This is a genomic window from Bifidobacterium sp. POST2/T3 (B1) (genome assembly GCF_058197115.1).
Map to the genome: position 1 here is coordinate 1 of NZ_JBVPQK010000031.1, position 17,087 is coordinate 17,087.

General features: G+C 62.9%; 16 protein-coding genes. 2 read left to right on the top strand and 14 right to left on the bottom strand.

Features of this window, described 5'->3' with window-relative positions; genetic code table 11:
* From AC0AP0_RS02865 to mraZ, 11 genes are all read right to left on the bottom strand, one after another.
* Window positions 1–297 (bottom strand): Mur ligase domain-containing protein (locus AC0AP0_RS02865; protein WP_490429327.1); only part of this gene is annotated, 297 nt, incomplete at its 3' end.
* 139 nt (window positions 298–436) lie between these two features.
* Complete coding sequence (locus AC0AP0_RS02870) at window positions 437–1,669, bottom strand: UDP-N-acetylglucosamine--N-acetylmuramyl-(pentapeptide) pyrophosphoryl-undecaprenol N-acetylglucosamine transferase (RefSeq protein WP_490429328.1); 1,233 nt, start codon at window positions 1,667–1,669, stop codon at window positions 437–439.
* A gap of 70 nt (window positions 1,670–1,739) precedes the next feature.
* Window positions 1,740–2,963, bottom strand: coding sequence for a peptidoglycan glycosyltransferase FtsW (locus AC0AP0_RS02875; protein WP_490429318.1), 1,224 nt, complete (start codon window positions 2,961–2,963; stop codon window positions 1,740–1,742).
* Window positions 2,947–4,386 (bottom strand): UDP-N-acetylmuramoyl-L-alanine--D-glutamate ligase, encoded by a 1,440-nt coding sequence (gene murD, locus AC0AP0_RS02880; RefSeq protein WP_490429319.1) that lies wholly within the window; start codon window positions 4,384–4,386, stop codon window positions 2,947–2,949. Before murD ends, AC0AP0_RS02875 begins: the two co-directional genes overlap by 17 nt.
* 79 nt (window positions 4,387–4,465) lie before the next feature.
* Window positions 4,466–5,569 (bottom strand): phospho-N-acetylmuramoyl-pentapeptide-transferase, encoded by a 1,104-nt coding sequence (mraY, locus tag AC0AP0_RS02885; protein ID WP_254476986.1) that lies wholly within the window; start codon window positions 5,567–5,569, stop codon window positions 4,466–4,468.
* A 74-nt stretch (window positions 5,570–5,643) separates the two neighbouring features.
* Window positions 5,644–7,170 (bottom strand): UDP-N-acetylmuramoyl-tripeptide--D-alanyl-D-alanine ligase, encoded by a 1,527-nt coding sequence (locus AC0AP0_RS02890; RefSeq protein WP_490429320.1) that lies wholly within the window; start codon window positions 7,168–7,170, stop codon window positions 5,644–5,646.
* Window positions 7,171–7,179: 9 nt separating this feature from the next.
* The gene (locus AC0AP0_RS02895) at window positions 7,180–8,061 is read right to left on the bottom strand and encodes a UDP-N-acetylmuramyl peptide synthase (RefSeq protein WP_110412594.1); all 882 of its coding nucleotides are present in this window, start codon (window positions 8,059–8,061) and stop codon (window positions 7,180–7,182) included.
* 46 nt (window positions 8,062–8,107) lie between these two features.
* The gene (locus tag AC0AP0_RS02900) at window positions 8,108–9,889 is read right to left on the bottom strand and encodes a peptidoglycan D,D-transpeptidase FtsI family protein (RefSeq protein WP_490429321.1); all 1,782 of its coding nucleotides are present in this window, start codon (window positions 9,887–9,889) and stop codon (window positions 8,108–8,110) included.
* Window positions 9,886–10,377, bottom strand: coding sequence for a cell division protein FtsL (ftsL, locus tag AC0AP0_RS02905; RefSeq protein ID WP_445342456.1), 492 nt, complete (start codon window positions 10,375–10,377; stop codon window positions 9,886–9,888). Before ftsL ends, AC0AP0_RS02900 begins: the two co-directional genes overlap by 4 nt.
* On the bottom strand, window positions 10,374–11,465 hold the full coding sequence (gene rsmH / locus AC0AP0_RS02910) for a 16S rRNA (cytosine(1402)-N(4))-methyltransferase RsmH (RefSeq protein ID WP_490429322.1): 1,092 nt from the start codon (window positions 11,463–11,465) through the stop codon (window positions 10,374–10,376). The genes ftsL and rsmH overlap by 4 nt, the downstream gene beginning before the upstream one ends.
* A gap of 11 nt (window positions 11,466–11,476) precedes the next feature.
* A complete protein-coding gene (gene mraZ / locus AC0AP0_RS02915; protein WP_490429323.1) occupies window positions 11,477–11,959 on the bottom strand; it encodes a division/cell wall cluster transcriptional repressor MraZ in 483 nt (160 codons plus the stop codon).
* Window positions 11,960–12,236: 277 nt separating this feature from the next.
* Between mraZ and AC0AP0_RS02920 the strand changes: the two genes are divergently transcribed.
* Entirely contained in the window at window positions 12,237–14,471 is a 2,235-nt protein-coding gene (locus tag AC0AP0_RS02920; protein ID WP_490429324.1) for a HelD family protein, read from the top strand.
* Window positions 14,472–14,498: 27 nt separating this feature from the next.
* On the opposite strand, the gene nrdR is transcribed toward AC0AP0_RS02920, so the two are convergent.
* Both nrdR and AC0AP0_RS02930 read right to left on the bottom strand, forming a co-directional pair.
* On the bottom strand, window positions 14,499–14,981 hold the full coding sequence (nrdR, locus tag AC0AP0_RS02925) for a transcriptional regulator NrdR (protein WP_045935180.1): 483 nt from the start codon (window positions 14,979–14,981) through the stop codon (window positions 14,499–14,501).
* 158 nt (window positions 14,982–15,139) lie between these two features.
* Window positions 15,140–15,568 carry a LysM peptidoglycan-binding domain-containing protein gene (locus AC0AP0_RS02930; RefSeq protein WP_490429325.1) on the bottom strand — a complete coding sequence of 143 codons (429 nt, stop codon included), beginning with the start codon at window positions 15,566–15,568 and terminating at the stop codon, window positions 15,140–15,142.
* A 265-nt stretch (window positions 15,569–15,833) separates the two neighbouring features.
* On the opposite strand from AC0AP0_RS02930, the gene lexA reads away from it, so the two are divergent.
* The gene (gene lexA / locus AC0AP0_RS02935; protein ID WP_045936049.1) at window positions 15,834–16,508 is read left to right on the top strand and encodes a transcriptional repressor LexA; all 675 of its coding nucleotides are present in this window, start codon (window positions 15,834–15,836) and stop codon (window positions 16,506–16,508) included.
* 3 nt (window positions 16,509–16,511) lie between these two features.
* On the opposite strand, the gene AC0AP0_RS02940 is transcribed toward lexA, so the two are convergent.
* Window positions 16,512–17,087 (bottom strand): cation diffusion facilitator family transporter (locus tag AC0AP0_RS02940; RefSeq protein ID WP_490429326.1); only part of this gene is annotated, 576 nt, incomplete at its 5' end.

The following is a 17,087-nucleotide window of genomic DNA, read 5'->3' on the forward strand; positions in this document are numbered from 1 at the left end:
ACGAGCTGCCAGAATCTCGGGATTGTCAGGTTTGATGGCACTGGACCAGACCACCGTGCGGGCCCCGGCCACATTGCAGGCTTCTTGACCGATGGCGACCCGGATTCCCAGCTGACGCAGGCGTCGGGTCTTGTCCCCTTCAGCACGGTCGGATCCGGAAACTTGCACCCCCTCCTGGTGTAGCATCTCGGCCAGCACGCTCATCCCTGCCCCACCGATGCCGATGAAGTGTGTAGGTCCCAGATCCTTGGGGTCGCGCACTCCGGCCTGAGCCAGGGCAGGAAGGCAGGGGTTCAGGACCGGCAGGGACCGGTCACCGCCATCCTGCCGACCGGGCACTGTATTCAATTCATGCTTGGGCACAGTAGTTGCATCTCCTCCAACAGTTCATGACCATCCAGGACGGTCGCCCGTCGCCTGCCTCCATTATGCCCGATTAGGCCCTCCCAGATTCCTTGCGGGCAAGGTGTTGGTCGGCCATGGTCAGGATCTGCTCGGCCATCACCTGGGCGGCATCGCGAATCCCGTACTCCCAAGCCCCTCGGCGCATGTCAGCCAACCTATCCTCGTCGGCCATAAGAGCAGGGACATGATCAGCCACCCATTTAGCATCCAGGGCCGCATCGTCCACCATGAGCCCTCCCCCGGCATTAACGACCGGCTGCGCGTTGAACCGCTGCTCACCATTGCCGATGGGCAGGGGCACGTAGACGGCCGGCACGCCCAGGGCGGCCAGCTCGCTGACAGAGCCTGCACCAGCTCTGCAGACCACCAGATCAGCACAGGCGAAGGCCAAATCGATCCGTTCCAGGTATTCAGCCATGTGATAGTCCCCTTGGCCCCGGTGAGCCGAGTCCAGATCGTTGATAGCCGCATCACCCAGGTCAGCCGCCACCTGCTTCCTGACCTGGTCGGCCTTGCCACGACCGGTCAGATGGATTACTTGGGTTCGGTCCAACAGCTGCCGGGCTGCGCCAGCCACCGCCTTGTTCAGGCTGAGCGCTCCCAAGGATCCCCCAGTCACCAACAGGATGGGCCTATCGGGATCCAACCCCAGAGAATGCGCAGACTCCCGGCGGGCTCCTGCAGGGTCAGCCTCCATCTGCTTGACCAGTCGGGCGATGGTCGGCCGCAAAGGCAAACCCACGCGGCGCACTGGCACACCGGCTCGGGCTCGAATGCCTGTGTTCTCATAGGCAGTACCTACGAAATCGGCCCAGCGGGCACCCAGCTTGTTAGCCATGCCCGCCCGGGCATTCTGCTCATGGACGACGATGGGCAGGCCCAAGTTCCGTGCAGCCCTGTAGGCCGGCGCTGAGGCATAGCCGCCAAAGCCGACCACCAGTTCGGCCGACCGATCCTGCAAATACCCTCGGACCCGCTGCACCTCACGTCGCCAACGTCGGGGGAAGTCCAGGGCGGCCTTGCCGGGACGACGAGGGAAGGGAACCTTCTCAATCAGGTCCAAGGGAAATCCAGCGGCTGGCACCAGGTCATGCTCCAGCCCGACAGCGGTGCCGATCACGCTGACAGCCGCCTGGGGACAGCGCTCCCGAATAGCCGCAGCCACACTGAGCAGGGGGTTGACATGCCCTGCCGTCCCCCCGCCGGCCAACACCAGATGGGGACCAACGCCTTTTCCGGCATGCTCCTGGGCATCCCCAGGCATCCCTTTCTCGGTCCTCGTCGCTGTCGTCATCCGCGAATCCGCTTCCTTTCCGCCATGTCCATTCCGCATCTCAGGACCCGTCCGTGGCTGCCATCACGTCCGGTTGGGTCCGAATCATCTTCAGAGCCACCCCGGCCGAAGCCAGGCAGGAGATCAGGGCCGTCCCTCCAGCCGATACGAAGGGCAGGGGCAGCCCGATGACCGGCAGCAGCCCTAGAACCACGCAGATGTTGACCAAGGCCTGGCCCACCAGCCACACATCCAGGCAGATCAGCACCATGCCCGCATACCGGTCCTTGGTGGTCAGGGCTATCCTCAGCATGCACCAGCCCATGACCACGAAGACCAGAATAAGCATGGCCGCCCCTACAAAGCCCAGCTCCTCGCCGATGACAGCGAAGATGAAGTCATTGTGTGCCTCGGGCAGGTAGTTCCACTTCTCCCTGGAGTTGCCCAGCCCGACCCCGGTCAGACCCCCCGAGGCCATGGCGTACAGTCCGTGGATGGACTGGTAGCAGACCCCTTGAATGTCATCAGCCGAGCACTTGCCGTAGGCGGCCATGATCCGCTGGGTCCGGTTGCTGTTACCGTAAACCGAAAAACCGATGACTGCAGCCATCCCCAGGACTGCCAGGCTGAGCAGCCAACGCAGGGGAAAGCCCGAAACCAGGAAGGCCACGAAGCCAATGATGACGATAATCATGGCCGTTCCCAGGTCCTTGCCCAGCATGATCAGCAGAAAACTGACGACAAATCCAGTGGCCGGCTTGGCATAGGCCTTGGCCAGGCTCTTCAAGTTGGAATCCTTGCCGACCTGCCGCTGGGCTTCGATTAGTGCCTGGGGCAGCCACAAGCACAGGGCCAGCTTGAGCAGCTCAGCTGGCTGCATGGAGATGCCCCCCACCGAGATCCACCCCTCATTGCCGTTGGCAGAACGCCCAAGCGGAGTGCGGGTCAGCAGCTGGACGCCCTGGCTGGCGATCAGGAACCAGGTGCACCAGCTCCTGTAATGGTCGATGCTGATCCTCAAGGCCAGCAGAGCCAGCAACAGCCCTATCACTGCGTATATGCTCTGGCGAATGACCTGGCTCCAGGGTGAGCTGCCCTGGGCCACCAGATCCACAGCCGAGGAAGAGAAGACCATCATCAGACCGAAAACGGTGGTGGCGACGACCGTAGCCAGAAAGCCGTAGTAGCACCAGAGCGGATTGAGTATAGCCCGCCAGCCCCGGTAGTCCCCCTTGCCGCCAGATACCCGGGAGGGAGCCGTGTGCGGATCAGTGCCGCGCTTCATGCTCGTGGACCCATTGCGTTGCCTTCTCAGCAAACTGGTCGCCCCGATCGGCATAGGATGCGAACTGATCCATGGAGGCGCAGGCAGGTGCAAGCAGAACCACCTGACCGGGCCGCGCATAGGAACCGGCCGCACGAACGGCCCGGGCCATGACCTGGTCACCGGCACCAGGATCAATCATGGTAACCGGCAGATCGGGCGCCTGGTCCTTGATGGCCTGGACCATAGGCTGCTGATCCTGGCCGATGATCACGGCTGCTGCCAGCTTGGATCTGCGAGACCGGACCAGATCGTCGAAGCGAGCGCCCTTGGCCAGCCCACCGGCCAACCAGATCACCTGGCCGTCATGATAGCTGGCCAAGGAGGCCTCAGCGGCATGGGCGTTGGTGGCCTTGGAATCGTCTACAAATCGGATGGCCTGCGAACCCTGGCCCAGGGTGGCCACGGTGCTGATCCTGTGGTCGCCGGGCGTGAAAGCGCGCATGGCCTCGATGGCCGCGCCGACCCGGGCCCCAGCGCCCAGCGCCAGAGCCAGAGCGCAGAGCGCATCAGCCAGCAGATGGGGATAGACCGTGCCATCAGGCTCGCACAGGTCCGTCAGATCGGCCACCCGGACCAGCCTGACGCCCTCCTCAAGGTCCTGACCGGTCAATCCGCTATGGTCCACGACCCAGCCGTCCTCCACGCCCAGTTGTCCAGACTCGGGCCGGCCTAGGGTGAAGCCCGCCCGTCGGCAGCCTGGGGCTGGCTGTGCCTGTCTGGCCAGGTCGGAGACCTGGGAGTCGTCGGCGTTGTAGACCAGGGCCTTGCGCACCCCCCGGTAGATGCGCGCCTTGTCGGCCGCGTAGGCCTCGAAGCCCCCGTGCCAGTCCAGGTGGTCGTCGGCCAGATTGGTGATGGCCGCGCACTCCAGGGCCGGCGAGAAGGTGAAATGCAGCTGGAAGGAGCTCAGCTCCACGCAGAGCATGTCATTGTCGGGATCCAGGACGGCTGTGGAGACGGCCTTGCCGATGTTGCCAACCGCAGGGGCCGTAACCCCGCTGGCCTGCATCATGGAGGCGACCATCCTGGTGGTCGAGGTCTTGCCGTTGGTGCCGGTGATCCCGATCCAAGGCGCTGGCCGACCGGTTCGCGCTGAGGGCACCCGCAGCATCCAAGCCATCTCCACCTCGCTGACCACGGGGATGCCGCGACGCTGCGCCTCAAGGATAAATGGGGTGCGCGGATTGAAGACAGGAGAAGCCATGACCAGGTCCACCTGGCTCCAATCCACCTGGTCGAAGTCATGGAGATCGGCCTGCGGAGCGCGCTGGTCCACAGTGGTCACCCCGGCCGCCCGACCTTGCAGGGCTGCGGCCACGCTCCGTCCGGAAATGCCCAGCCCGGCGACCAGTACACGCTTCTGGCTCAAGTCCATATTCATGAATACCTCATTCCGCTAGCTCCGGCACCTGCTTGGCATGATACCGGCTGCCGAAGTCCGGTACCGTGAATGGACGCGCTCAGATGGGCAACCCAGAGCGGACCACCCAGTCGGCATAGAAGCAGACCAAGGCCAACAGGACGAAGATCAGGTCCACCATCCAGAACCGGACAACCACCTTGGACTCCTGCCAGCCCATCAGCTCGAAGTGGTGGTGGATGGGCGCCATCTTGAAGACCCGCTTGTGGGTGAGCTTGAAGTAGCCCACCTGGATGACATCGGAGGCGGCCTCTCCCACGAAAAGCCCGCCCAGGATGACCGCCAAAAGCTCGGTATGGGTGGCGATGGACAAGGCTGCGAAGAGCCCACCCAGAGCCAGGGATCCGGTATCGCCCATGAAGATGGAGGCTGGGTTGGTGTTGTACCAGAGGAAGCCGAAGCAGGCCACAGCCGCACAGCAGGCGATGATGGCCAGGTCCAGGGGATCAGAGACCGCATAGGCATGGCCTGGATGGCCGCCACCCTTCAAGTGATAGCTCTCCCAGAAGGCGATAACCGTGTAACCCACGAAGGCGATCATAGAGGAGCCTGAAGCCAGCCCGTCCAGACCGTCAGTCAGGTTGACCGCATTGCTCCAGGCCGTCATCAGCAGATTGACCCAGATGATGAAGAGCACCACGGACAGGACGCTGCCCGCCATTCGGAAGTCGATGATGGGCTGCTCTACGAAGGATATGCCCGCTTGGGCGCTGGGGTAGCCGTTTTTGGTGGGCAACTTCAGAGCCAGCACCGCGTATATGGTGGCCAAAATAAACTGGCCGATGAACTTGGCCCTGACCGACAGACCCAGGTTCTGCTTTTTACGCACCTTAGCGAAGTCGTCGATGAAGCCCAGGAAGCCCATGGAGAGCATGGCGAACAGGACCAGCAAGGCCGACAGGGACACGGACTCCCCCCGCGACAGGTAACGGTAGAGCGCCGAGGCTGCCCAGCCCAGCAGAATAGCCAAGTTGATGACCAGCCCGCCCATGGTCGGGGTGCCGCGCTTGACCAAGTGGGACTTGGGCCCGTCCTGGCGGATGTACTGGCCGTAGTGCAGGCGGTGGACCAGTCGTATCAGCAAGGGGGTCCCCGCCAGCGTCACCACCAGGGCGACCAGGATTCCGATGATGAGGGCAATCACAGTGTGTACTCCAACTCTTGGATTCTGTCCTTGAATATTAGACCCCGCTGCGGGGATGCCAGTAGATTCATGGCTCAGCCCTGCCACCGGTCGGCCAGATCGGATAGGCCGGACATATGCGAGCCCTTGAGAAGAACAAGATTCTTCCCGCCCGAATGCTTGGCGCACAAGCGGCGAACCATCTGGTCAGCCTGGTCAGCGTCCTGGGCAAAGAGGACCCGCATGACCCCAGGCTGATCCTCGCTTGGATCGGATGGGCCGCCGGCACCACGGACCAGGGCTTGGACCAGACCGTCCATCTGCTGATTCCGGCAACCCACTGCGACCAATGCATCAATGCCCTGACGACGGCAGTAGGCACCGATCTCCTGGTGCAGCTGCTCCCCTCGATCGCCCAGTTCAAGCATGACCCCCAGTACTGCTATCCGATAGACCGTGCCATCGGATCCTCTCCAAGCGGCCAGAGCGTCTAGACCGGCCAGCACGGAGTCGGGATTGGCGTTGAAGGAATCATCAATCAGGGTGAAGGAGGCATCCGGCAGCTGGACCGAAGATACAGCCATCCGATGTGGGCTGATCCGCTGCTGTCGGCCCAATTCATCGGCGATGCGCCCTGCGTCCAGCCCTAAGGCGTGGGCCACCGTGGCGGCGGCCAGGGCGTTCATGACGTTGTGCCGTCCCGGAATGCCTAGACGCAGCCGAATTGGTTGCTGACCACGCAGACGCAGCTCGAAAGCCGGCCTGTCCAGGCTGTCACTGTCCAGATAGCGAGCCGAACCGTCCAGGTCGCGGTTCTGCCCGCCGTCTTGAGCGGCCATACCAAACTGCAGAACGGGCCCAGAGGCCAGGTCAGCCATGGCGGCCACCCGGGAATCATCTGCATTGAGCACAGCAGTCCCACCCGGCACCAAACCTTGCACAATCTCGCTCTTGGCCTGGGCGATGCGCTCCACGGAGCCGAATTCGCCCAGGTGGGCTACTCCGACCTTGAGGACCAGGGCCATGTCCGGAGGAACCATTCGGGTCAGACCTGCTATCTCGCCCACGTGGCTGGCACCCATCTCCGCCACCAAGTAGCGGGTGTCCGGCCCTACCTCCAAGGCGGTCAGAGGAAGGCCGATCTCGTTGTTGAAAGACCCAACCGGGGCCACCACAGGGCCCAGCATGGCCAACAAGGAAGCCAGCAGATCCTTGGTCGTAGTCTTGCCGACAGAACCGGTGATGCCGATGACCGTGAAGGGGCCCGGGGCATCACGCCGAAGGTCCATGTTGGTCCGTGCCAGCATCCCCAGGGCAGCAACCGTATCATCCACAAGAATCTGCGGCAGGTCAGCGTCCGGAACGAGATGGTCGACCAGAGCCGCGCGACAGCCTTTGGTCCCCAAGCCGGGAACATAGTCATGCCCGTCCACGTGCTCGCCCTTGATGGCTACGAAGAGTCCATCGGCCCCCGCCTGCCGGGAGTCGGTCACCACCCGCATGCGCACGGACCGACGGTCGGGTTCGCGACCAGGATCGGCGTCAACCAGCCGACCGTGCACATATTCGACGACCTCTTCCAGGGTCATGGGCATGGACCCGGCCCCTACAGACTGACTCATCCTCACCTCTCAGGACATTTCGCGGGAGACGCGCAGGGCGCTCCTGATGTTGTTGCGTTTGACACCGGCGGCCATGGTCATGGCGATGCACAGGGACAGATCGTCGCTTTCTGCATCCGCGGGTAGTGACTGGCGGGCCAGCCCATCTGATTCCTCGTTGCGCCGGGCCACGATGGTGTGCCCGCCCAGGTTGAACCCGTATCGACGGGCTTTGGAGATCAGGCGCACGTGCCGCATATCACGGGTGGAGCCTTCTTGGGCACCCAGGGCCACCACATCCAGGTCCACAGCCTGGAGGGCATCCCTGGCCAGAGTCTGCTCATCCACAGAGATGACCATGGCGGCCGCCCCGTCCTCTAGAGCTATGGAGAGACTGCGTTGCACATCGAACATGCTCAGGGGGTATTCCAGGTCCAGTCGCCGATCCAACGAGTATGAACCTTTAGAGCTGAGAATGCCAACTGGATTGCCCAGCACGTGCAGAAAGTCGGCCAAGAGATCCACCTGATCCTGCACCTGAGAACCGACCAAGCCGAACACAGCCAAGGCTCCCGAAGGGTCCCCTGCGGTATTGGCAAGCAACTGGCCCATCTGCCAGGCATGCATGGTGCCGAAGAGCAGAGGTATGCGGGCTCGTCCCACCTCTTGACGGGCCGAAGTCGGTAGCAGGGCTGCATAGGCACCACGACGCTCGGCCTCCTCGATCATGCCCTGGTCCACCTGTTGGCCTGCAGGTACGTACAAGCTGCCAGGCCGCACTGAAGGCAGATCATCCACCAATGAGGTCACCGTAACTGGTTCAGCGAAGTCGGGGACCAAGGTAAGCCCATAGCGCCCTTTGAGCTGACCCAGGGTCAACCGTCGGGAGATTGATTCACTCAGCGCACTCATGCTGCAATCTCTCCTTTGTCCGGGAACGCCATGATGCCTGCCGGTATCACCATGTTACCGGGATAGCATCGGTTCTGGGCGTGGACGTAGGGACCTGGTATTTCTGCATAAGGAATTCACCGATCTGAGCGAAGATGGGACCAGCGGTGACGCCGCCGAAAATCCCGGCACTGCCCTGGGGATTCTTCAGCACTACGGTAATCACGAAGCGGGGATCGTCAGCGGGCAGTATACCCACCCAATCGCTGACGATGCCACTCAGTTTGCCGGAACTGTCGGCCACCTCGGCGGTTCCGGTCTTGGCAGCTATCCTGTAGCCTTCTACCTTGACCATCTTATCGTATTTCTCTGACACTGACTCCATCGCGTTCATGACCTCAGCGGCCACCTTCTCGTCCACGACCCTGACCTGATTGGTTTTGACGGCGCCCTGACCACGGATGATGGTCTGGTCGGAACGGACCCCCTTGTTGGCCAAGGTGGCGATGGCATTGGTCAGCTGGACGGCATTGGTGGCATAGCCCTGACCGAACAGAACTGTGTTGCGGGTGCGCCGGTCCCAGGTCTGAGGCGTGGTCAGCAGTCCCTTGGACTCCCCCGGCAGACCCAGGGCCGATACCTGGCCGATGCCGAAGCGGGTCAGATAGTCGTAGCGCTTCTGGTCCGGGTAGTTTTGGCCTGCCATGACCATGCCCACGTTGGAGGAATTCTGCAGAATGCCGGCCAGCGTCCAATGCTCGTCTCCATGGTTGAAGGAATCCTTGTATTGCTGCTTGTCGACGGTGATGTGATCGGGCACGGTAAAGCGGTCGGTCATGGAGTGCACCTGCTCCTGGAGCATGCCCGCAGCTGAGATGGTCTTGCCGACCGAACCAGGCTCGAAGGTCTCCGCCACCGCCCTGGAGGAGTTAACCTTGGCCTGATCGCTGCCAGCCTGGTAATCGTCGGTATCGGCCAGCGCCAGGATCTCGTTTGTACGGGTGTCCTGAACAACTGCCAGAGCCCAGTCCGCATGATAGTTCTGGCAGCCTGACTTGAGGGCCTGACGGACGTACCAGAGCACGTCCTGATCGATGGTCAGTCTCACATCCTTGCCGTTGACTGGATTGCGCTGACGGGTCATGGTTCCAGGAATCTCCTGGCCCAGCATCCCCTGCTGATAGACCGTATAGCCGTCAGTGCCGGTCAGCCGCCGATTCTCCATCTGTTCGATCCCGGCCACACCCTTGCCCCTGTCGTCAATGCCTCCGATCAGGGCTCCCATCAGATCCGCATGCGGATAGGTGCGTTCACTGCTCAGTTCGGCTGTGATGATCCCCTGCAGCCCCAGTTTATCGATGGAACGCTTGACCTCAGGAGTCACCCGCTTGGCCAGGACCACGTACCGTCCAGGGACGCTGAGCTTGCCGCCCAGCTCCATGGCGTTCATCCCCAGAGCCGGCGCCAGGAGGCGTGCTACGCCGGCAGCACCGTCAGCGCCAACCGGATGGCCCTTGATGCTGTGGCAGTCGCTGCCGGTGCGCTTGGTGCAGTTGATAGGTATGAAGGAGGCAGCCGCCTCGGGGTCACCGATGATGTTGTATCGCTCCAGGCTCTGTGCCAGCACCCGGCCATTGACATCCAGGATCCGGCCACGCTGGGCCTTGATGGTGTGCGGCACAGTGCGACTCGCCGCAGCAGCCTGGGCCATGGACCTTCCGTCAAAGAGTTGGATGTAAGCCAATTTGCCCAGGGCCAGAGCAGCCACCAGGATCAGAATCAGGCCCACAGACAGCGAACGCTTACAGAAGGACAGGTGCCAGGAGCGCTTGGTGCCCTTGCCGCTCATGGATGCCCCACCCTGCCCTGAGCATCCTGAGGGGGCTTGTAGCCCTGCAAATCGATGGAGTTCAGACCCTGCTGGGGCTGCATGCCCAACTGCTGGGCCTTGTCCGGCAGGGAGGCCTGGAGCTGGTCGAGCTTGTTCTGGTCATCCTGGACGTCCTGGTTGAGATTGCTGATCTCACGCTGGATCCGGGTGGCTTCGAAGGAATCCTGGACCATCTGGGTGCGCAGCATCAGGGAGCCGAACATACAGGCCGCCAGGAAAACCACCGAGGTCATGATCCGCAGCAGGGGATTGCCCCGGGTCCGAGTCCAGCCGATCAGACGCCGGGCCCCCTCAGCCACTGGACCTCGTTCCGGCTGGCGCGCCTTGCCGGTCTTGCCTGTGCCCTTGATCAGACTGAGCTCGGGCCTGGTGGGCATCTCCTGGATACGGGGATGGCCCTTGTCCGGGGAGGCCTTGGAACGGACCGAACGTGCTGGCATGGTCATGACCGGCGCCTCGATTCCGAACCGTGACCCACGCGGCGATGGCGATCAGCTGAGACCTCACCACGGGCCTCGGCCTGAAGCCGACGACGACGCTCTTCAGGGATGGTTCCGATCATCTCCACGGCCCGCAGGCGCACGGAGGCGGACCGGGGGTTGCGTTCCCGCTCCGCCGCGTCTGCCTTGATGGCCCCATGAGTCAGATCCGACAGATAGGGACGGGCCTGATCGGGCACCACCGGCATGCCAGCCGGCAGGTCCACATGCAGACCAGGTGCCATAAAGCGCTTGACCATGCGGTCCTCCAGGGAGTGATAGGACTCCACGACCAGACGACCTCCCTGGGCCAGCCGTAGAATGGCCTGGGGCAGGGTGCGCCTCAGACGGTCCAGCTCCCCGTTGACCTCGATGCGCAGGGCTTGGAAAACCCTCTTGGCCGGATTGCCCGGAGGACGGTGGCCGCGCGGTACTGTCCTGTCGACCAGACGGTCCAGCTGGGCCGAGGTGGTCAGCGGCTGCTCCTGCCTGGCCTCCACGATGGCCCGGGCGATGCGTCCTGCATAGCGTTCCTCCCCATACCGAGAGAAGATGTCGGCCAAGTGCTCCTGGTCATACTCGGCCAGGACCTGTGCGGCCGTCAGCTCCTGGCTGGTGTCCATGCGCATGTCCAACGGAGCATCCTGCCGGTAGGTGAATCCCCTGTCGCGCTGGTCGATCTGCAGGGAGGAGAGCCCCAAATCCATGAAGACCAGGTCCACCTGGCCTACTCCCAGTGCGTCCAATTGCCGGTCCAGCTGGTCAAAGGGTGCATGCACCGGGGTGAAGCGGTCGGCCAGGCCCTCGTCGCGCATCCGGCCTGTAGCCAGATCCAGGGCCTCAAGATCCCTGTCGATGCCAATAAGACGGGCCTCAGGGCAGGACTTGAGGAAGGCGGTGGCATGTCCGGCAAGGCCTAGCGTGCAATCCACTGCCACGGCCCCCGGGTGATCCAAGGCGGGCCGGGCCAGCGCAAGGCAGCGCTCCAGCAGGACGGGACGATGGACCATTCCGCTGTCCACGGCCTCCTGATCGGGCGGATTGTGATTTTCCATGAGGGTCTCCATCAGCAATCCACCGCCGGAAGAACATCGTCGGCAATGTCGGCGTATCCCTGCTCCTTGCTCTCCAGGTAGGCAGTCCAAGAATCCTGATCCCAGATTTCAGCACGGGTGCCCACTCCGATGACCACGACGGGGCCGGTCAGCCGTGCATAGGAGCGCAGCATGGGCGGAACAAGAATGCGACCCTGCTTGTCGGGGACCTGATCGACGGCACCGGACAGGAATACGCGCAGGTAGTCCCTGGCCGACTTGTCGCCCATGGATGTGTGTTGGATGCGCACGGCCATCCGCCGGAATTCGTCTGTTGGCAGCAGGCTGACGCAACGCTCCTGGCCGCGGGCCATGACCAGGCCCTGACCCAGCTGGGCGCGGAACTTGGCGGGCAGCGCCAGGCGGCCCTTGGAATCCATTTTGGGGGTGTAGGTGCCCAGAAGCATGGGCGGCACGGAAAGCGAGGCGGCATCTGCGTCGTATGTATCGGCCATGCCCCACCTCCAATGCCAGTTCGGTAACCATGGGACGACCCCATCGGGTAGCGTCCCCTACGCAGTGCTCCCCACTTTACCCCACTTATCCCCATTGCTCACCACCTTGACACCACTTCAGGCCCAAACCCAACCATCCGACTCGCCAAAGGGTCCGCCCCGGCGTTTCGCCACCCGGCAAAGAGGGCGCGGCCAAGGGTCTGCCGGGCCGAAAAAGTAGAGGTCGAGCGGTATATTGGATCATCCGATTTTTGAACATTGGACAGAACGGACGCACATGTCGAGCTATTCCTCACAGCTGCATGAAGAGCAGGCGGCGGTGGACAGGGCCTACGGCCGTCTGGACGAGCTGCGGACGCAAGCTAGGACCAGACTGGACGCGGTCCGGGCCGCCGGCTCCCACGGATCCCCTACCCAGCGCACCGAGCGGGATTCCTTCGCCAACATGTATGAGGACCGGCTCACACAGCTGCGGGCCGTGGAGGACCGCCTGGTCTTCGGCCGACTGGATACGGCCCAGGGCGGCCGACGATATATCGGGCGACTGGGCCTACTGGACAGTAACCACGAGCCCATCCTGACCGACTGGCGTGCCGAAGCCGCACGCCCCTTCTACGAGGCCACCCCGGCGGACCACGGCGACATCGTCATGCGTCGGCACATCACCCTCAACTTCCGCCAGGTCACCGGCATCGAGGATGAGGTTCTGGACCTGTCGGCCCCGGAGGTGGACAAGGCGGCCCAGGGCGGCACGCTTGCCGGTGAGGGCGCGCTCATGGCCTCCCTGTCCAGCCGCCGCACCGGGCAGATGACCGACATCGTAGCCACTATCCAGGCCGAACAAGACCGGATCATCCGCTCCCCCATGACCCGCCCGCTGGTGGTCCAGGGAGGACCAGGCACTGGCAAGACGGCCGTGGCCCTGCATCGGGCGGCCTATCTGCTCTACACCCACCGGCGCAGACTGGAGAGTTCGGGCGTGCTCATCGTCGGGCCCAGCAACGCCTTCCTGCACTACATCGACCAGGTCCTGCCCTCCCTGGGCGAGACCGGAGTGCTCAGCCGCACCATGGGCGACCTCATCCCCGGCATCAGCACCGAACGCCAGGAGGACCCGCACGTGGCCCGTCTCAAGGGGGACATCCGCATGGCCGAGGCCGTAGCCAACGCCGTCGCATCTCGAGAGCGGGTGCCTGCCTCCCTGCCCACGGTCAAGGTGGACGGGGTTGCCGTACCCATGCTGGCGGTCGACCTGGAACAGGCCCTGGTCGATGCCCGACGCAGCCACCAGCCCCATAACAAGGCCAGAAACACCTTCGTACGCTCGGCCCTGAACGCCATGACCGCCCGTTATGCAGAGGGAGTGGACTACGAGCCCGGAGCCGAGGAGCTTGCCCGGGTCACCTCCCTGCTGCGGCTGAACGACCAGGTGCGGCGGACCCTCAACCTGGCCTGGCTTCCCATGAACCCCCGCTGGCTGGTCAACGACCTCTGGTCCAGGCCGGACCGTCTGCACCGGTTCGCCCCCTGGCTGACCCCGGAACAGATTGACCTGCTGACCCGCCAGGACGGCGCCGAACTGACCGTATCCGACATCCCCATCCTGGACGAAGCCATGGAGCTGCTGGGCCCCGACCCACGCCAGGCTGATCGTGATCAGGCCGAAAAGGCCCGCCGCGATGAGGAATGCCGGTTTGCCAGCGACACCTTGGCCCAGAATGGCATCGGCACAGGCATCGTGACCTCGCAGATGCTGGTGGATTCCATCAATGGCGAGGACGAGAACCAGGCAGCCACCCAGGCGGCCGCCGACCGGGAATGGGTCTACGGGCACATCGTGGTCGACGAGGCCCAGGAGCTGACGGGCATGGACTGGAGGATGCTGGTCCGGCGCTGCCCTTCCCGTTCCTTCACCATCGTCGGGGACGTGGCCCAGACGGCGGCCCTCGGTGGCACCCGGTCCTGGGCCTCCACCATGGACAGGCTTTTCGGCCCGGACGGATGGGATCTGAGGCAGCTGACCATCGACTACCGCAACCCTCGCCAGGTATCCAACCTGGCCTCCTCCTTCGCAGCCTCCGAGGGTCTCGAGGTTTCCACGCTCAAGGCCGTTCGCGAGGTTGAAGGATCGGTCAGCCACCTGCGGGCCGACGATCAGTCCAGCCTGCTGGACCGGCTGCCTGACCTGGTTGACGAACTGGCGGAGCGACATCTGGGCAAGGACGGTACCGGACGCCTGGCGATCATCGTTCCCAGCGCCCTGGAAGCCGGGGTCAGCTCACGGCTGCATATTGATAAGGCTCAGGAGCACCAGATCACAATCACGACCACCGGTCACACCAAGGGTCTGGAATTCGACGCCGTGGTTCTGGTCGAGCCTGGAGCCATCCAGGACGAAGCCCCCTCCAGGCTGAGCGCGGCGGCCGACCTTTATGTGGCCATGACGCGACCGACCCAGGAGCTGATCATCGCCCAGACATCCGAGGATCAGAGGCTGCTGGACCTGGGATGACATGTCTAGGCGCCCGAGTGTCTAATTTCAGGACTGCGCAGTCGCAGACTGCTCCTCAACTGACTGGTCTTCGGCACGCAGGGTGTCGATGGCCTGCTGGAAGTCCTCCAGGTTGCTGAAGTTGCGGTAGACCGAGGCGAAGCGCAGATAGGCCACCTCGTCCAGCTCCCTGAGGGGCTTCAGGATGGCCCTGCCGACCTCTTCCGAATCCACCTGAGCCAGGCCGCGCGAACGCAGATCCTCTTCGACCTGCTGGCCCAGGAGCTTCAGGTCATTCTCATCGATGGGCCTGCCCTGGCAGGCCTTCCTCACGCCAGAGATGACCTTGTCGCGGTTGAAGGGCTCGGCATTGCCTGAGCGCTTCATGACCAAGAGAATCGAGGTCTCCACCGTGGTGAACCGACGCGAACAGTTCGGACACTCACGGCGGCGTCTTATGGCATGGCCGTCGTCGCTGATTCGCGTATCCACAACCTTGGTATCGGGATTCTGGCAGAAAGGACAGTGCATATGCATTATCATAGCGCCAAAGAACCTCAAGACCCACGTATACCGGGCCTATCAGCGTATAACCCTGGACAAACTCCTTGAATTCAGCTAGTACCTTCATCCAGACGACAAGTCATTGAAGCCCCGTCGTTGAACCCCCCGGATCGAAAGTCCCTGCCTCAATCGTCGCTGGGAATCAGGATTCGGTCACCAACGCGCAGGTTGGGCGAGGACATGTTGTTGATCTGCATGATACGGTCCACATTTTTTGTGACATCCTCGCCTTGTGGGGTGATCGAGGCCGCATAGGACCAGACATTATCGCCCGGACGAACCGTCCTGGTGATGACCTCCTGCGGTCCTGGAGCGGAGCTGGCAGGTCGAGCCATCCATCCGAGCCCAGCCAGTGTCAGCGCGCCGACAGCCAGAAAAACCGCGAATCCACGCAGGATGACACCCGCAAAACCCTGCTCGGACACACAGGCTTTGGCTACTCTGCGAAGGCGCTGCATGACGGACGAGAACAAGGAACTGACGTGCACCAGGCAGGCCGAGGGCAGGTTCGACGACGTAGACATGCGGGAACTGGCACAGGCACGAACAGCCACGGTACACCTCTTTCGAACATTTGTTCTATCGAACAGATGTTCTCATTCTGGCATCTCAATTGTCATTTGGCAAGGCTGATTCGAACATTTGTTTGATTTTTCACTTGGGGCAGGTTAGACTGAGTTCAGTTTCCAAGGAAAGGAGCCCATCGTGAGTACCATCCCCTTTACAGGGTCCACGGCCACGAGCTCCCTCAACCAGTCCACTGCTGCCAACAGCGCAACCTCCCGGGAAACCGCTGGAAACTCAGCCAGCACCGAGAGCCTGAATCAAGGATCCCGGCCCAAGCTGACCGATCGCCAGGCCAGGGTGTTGGAAGCCATTAAGCGGCACCTGTCGGAACGCGGATTCCTGCCCTCCTACAGGGAGATCGGCAAGGACGCGGGACTACGCAGCACTTCTTCCGTCAAGCACCAGCTTCAGGTCCTGCAGGATCTGGGCTACATCCGTCTGACTGCCAACAAAGGACGCGCCATAGAGCTGGTCCAGGACCAGCCTGAGCCGACTGCGGGAACCGCCAGGATCATGCCCTTCCCCGACACACAGGCCGACGAGGCCATCATGCAGTCGCGTGACGTGCCCCTGGTCGGCAGGATTGCCGCAGGTCAGCCCATTCTGGCCGAGCAGCATGTGGATGATGTCATGCGCCTGCCCGAGCGCCTGACCGGATCCGGCGAGCTCTTCATGCTTGAGGTCCATGGGGATTCCATGGTCGACGCCGCCATATGCGACGGGGATTTTGTGGTCGTCCGCCGCCAGCAGGAGGCTGAGAACGGGGACATCGTCGCGGCACTGCTGGACGATGGGGCCACGGTAAAGACCTTCCGTCGCGAGGAGGACCACGTTTGGTTGATCCCCCACAACCCCGCATACTCCCCCATTGACGGCACCCACGCCGTCATCATGGGCAAGGTGGTCACAGTCCTGCGCAAGGTCTGAAGGCTACATGTCCAAATGCTCGCCGCTGCTGTCCCGGTGACCCTGCGGTTCTATCTGGAAGGTCGTGTGTTCGACCGAGACCGGAAAATGATCGCGCAAGCAGCGCTGCATGCTGGTCAGAATTCGTTCGTTTTCAACGGCCGTCGTTCCCTGACGCACCACCACATGTGCCGTCAGCTGCGGCAGACCAGTGGAGACGCTGTTGGCATGCAGGTCATGAACCTCCAGCACGCCAGGCACGCCCTTCAGGTGCTTCCTGACCTTGGCCATGTCGAGGTCCGCCGGGGTCTCCTCAAGAAGCACGGAGACACTGCTGGCCAGCAGTTTGATCGCGCGGGGAATCATCAGCAGAGCAATCAGGGCTCCCGCCACGGCATCGAATCCGGCCCAGCCGGTGAGCATCATGACCACGGCAGATACCAGGACGGCCACCGAGCCCAATGCATCGTTGACCACTTCGAGAAAAGCGGCACGCATGTTCAGGTTGTCCTTATGGCCGGAGGCCAGGACCAGGATGGACCCCACATTGGCAGCCAGACCCAAGATGCCGAAGAAGAGCAGGAGCCCCCGTTGCTGGAC

Coding starts and splice junctions, on each gene's coding strand:
- AC0AP0_RS02870 (WP_490429328.1), bottom strand. CDS start 1,669: ATGCCTGGGGATGCCCAGGAGCATGCCGGAAAAGGCGTTGGTCCCCAT.
- AC0AP0_RS02900 (WP_490429321.1), bottom strand. CDS start 9,889: ATGAGCGGCAAGGGCACCAAGCGCTCCTGGCACCTGTCCTTCTGTAAG.
- murD (WP_490429319.1), bottom strand. CDS start 4,386: ATGAATATGGACTTGAGCCAGAAGCGTGTACTGGTCGCCGGGCTGGGC.
- ftsL (WP_445342456.1), bottom strand. CDS start 10,377: ATGACCATGCCAGCACGTTCGGTCCGTTCCAAGGCCTCCCCGGACAAG.
- AC0AP0_RS02875 (WP_490429318.1), bottom strand. CDS start 2,963: ATGAAGCGCGGCACTGATCCGCACACGGCTCCCTCCCGGGTATCTGGC.
- rsmH (WP_490429322.1), bottom strand. CDS start 11,465: ATGGAAAATCACAATCCGCCCGATCAGGAGGCCGTGGACAGCGGAATG.
- mraZ (WP_490429323.1), bottom strand. CDS start 11,959: ATGGCCGATACATACGACGCAGATGCCGCCTCGCTTTCCGTGCCGCCC.
- AC0AP0_RS02920 (WP_490429324.1), top strand. CDS start 12,237: ATGTCGAGCTATTCCTCACAGCTGCATGAAGAGCAGGCGGCGGTGGAC.
- AC0AP0_RS02895 (WP_110412594.1), bottom strand. CDS start 8,061: ATGAGTGCGCTGAGTGAATCAATCTCCCGACGGTTGACCCTGGGTCAG.
- AC0AP0_RS02890 (WP_490429320.1), bottom strand. CDS start 7,170: ATGAGTCAGTCTGTAGGGGCCGGGTCCATGCCCATGACCCTGGAAGAG.
- nrdR (WP_045935180.1), bottom strand. CDS start 14,981: ATGCACTGTCCTTTCTGCCAGAATCCCGATACCAAGGTTGTGGATACG.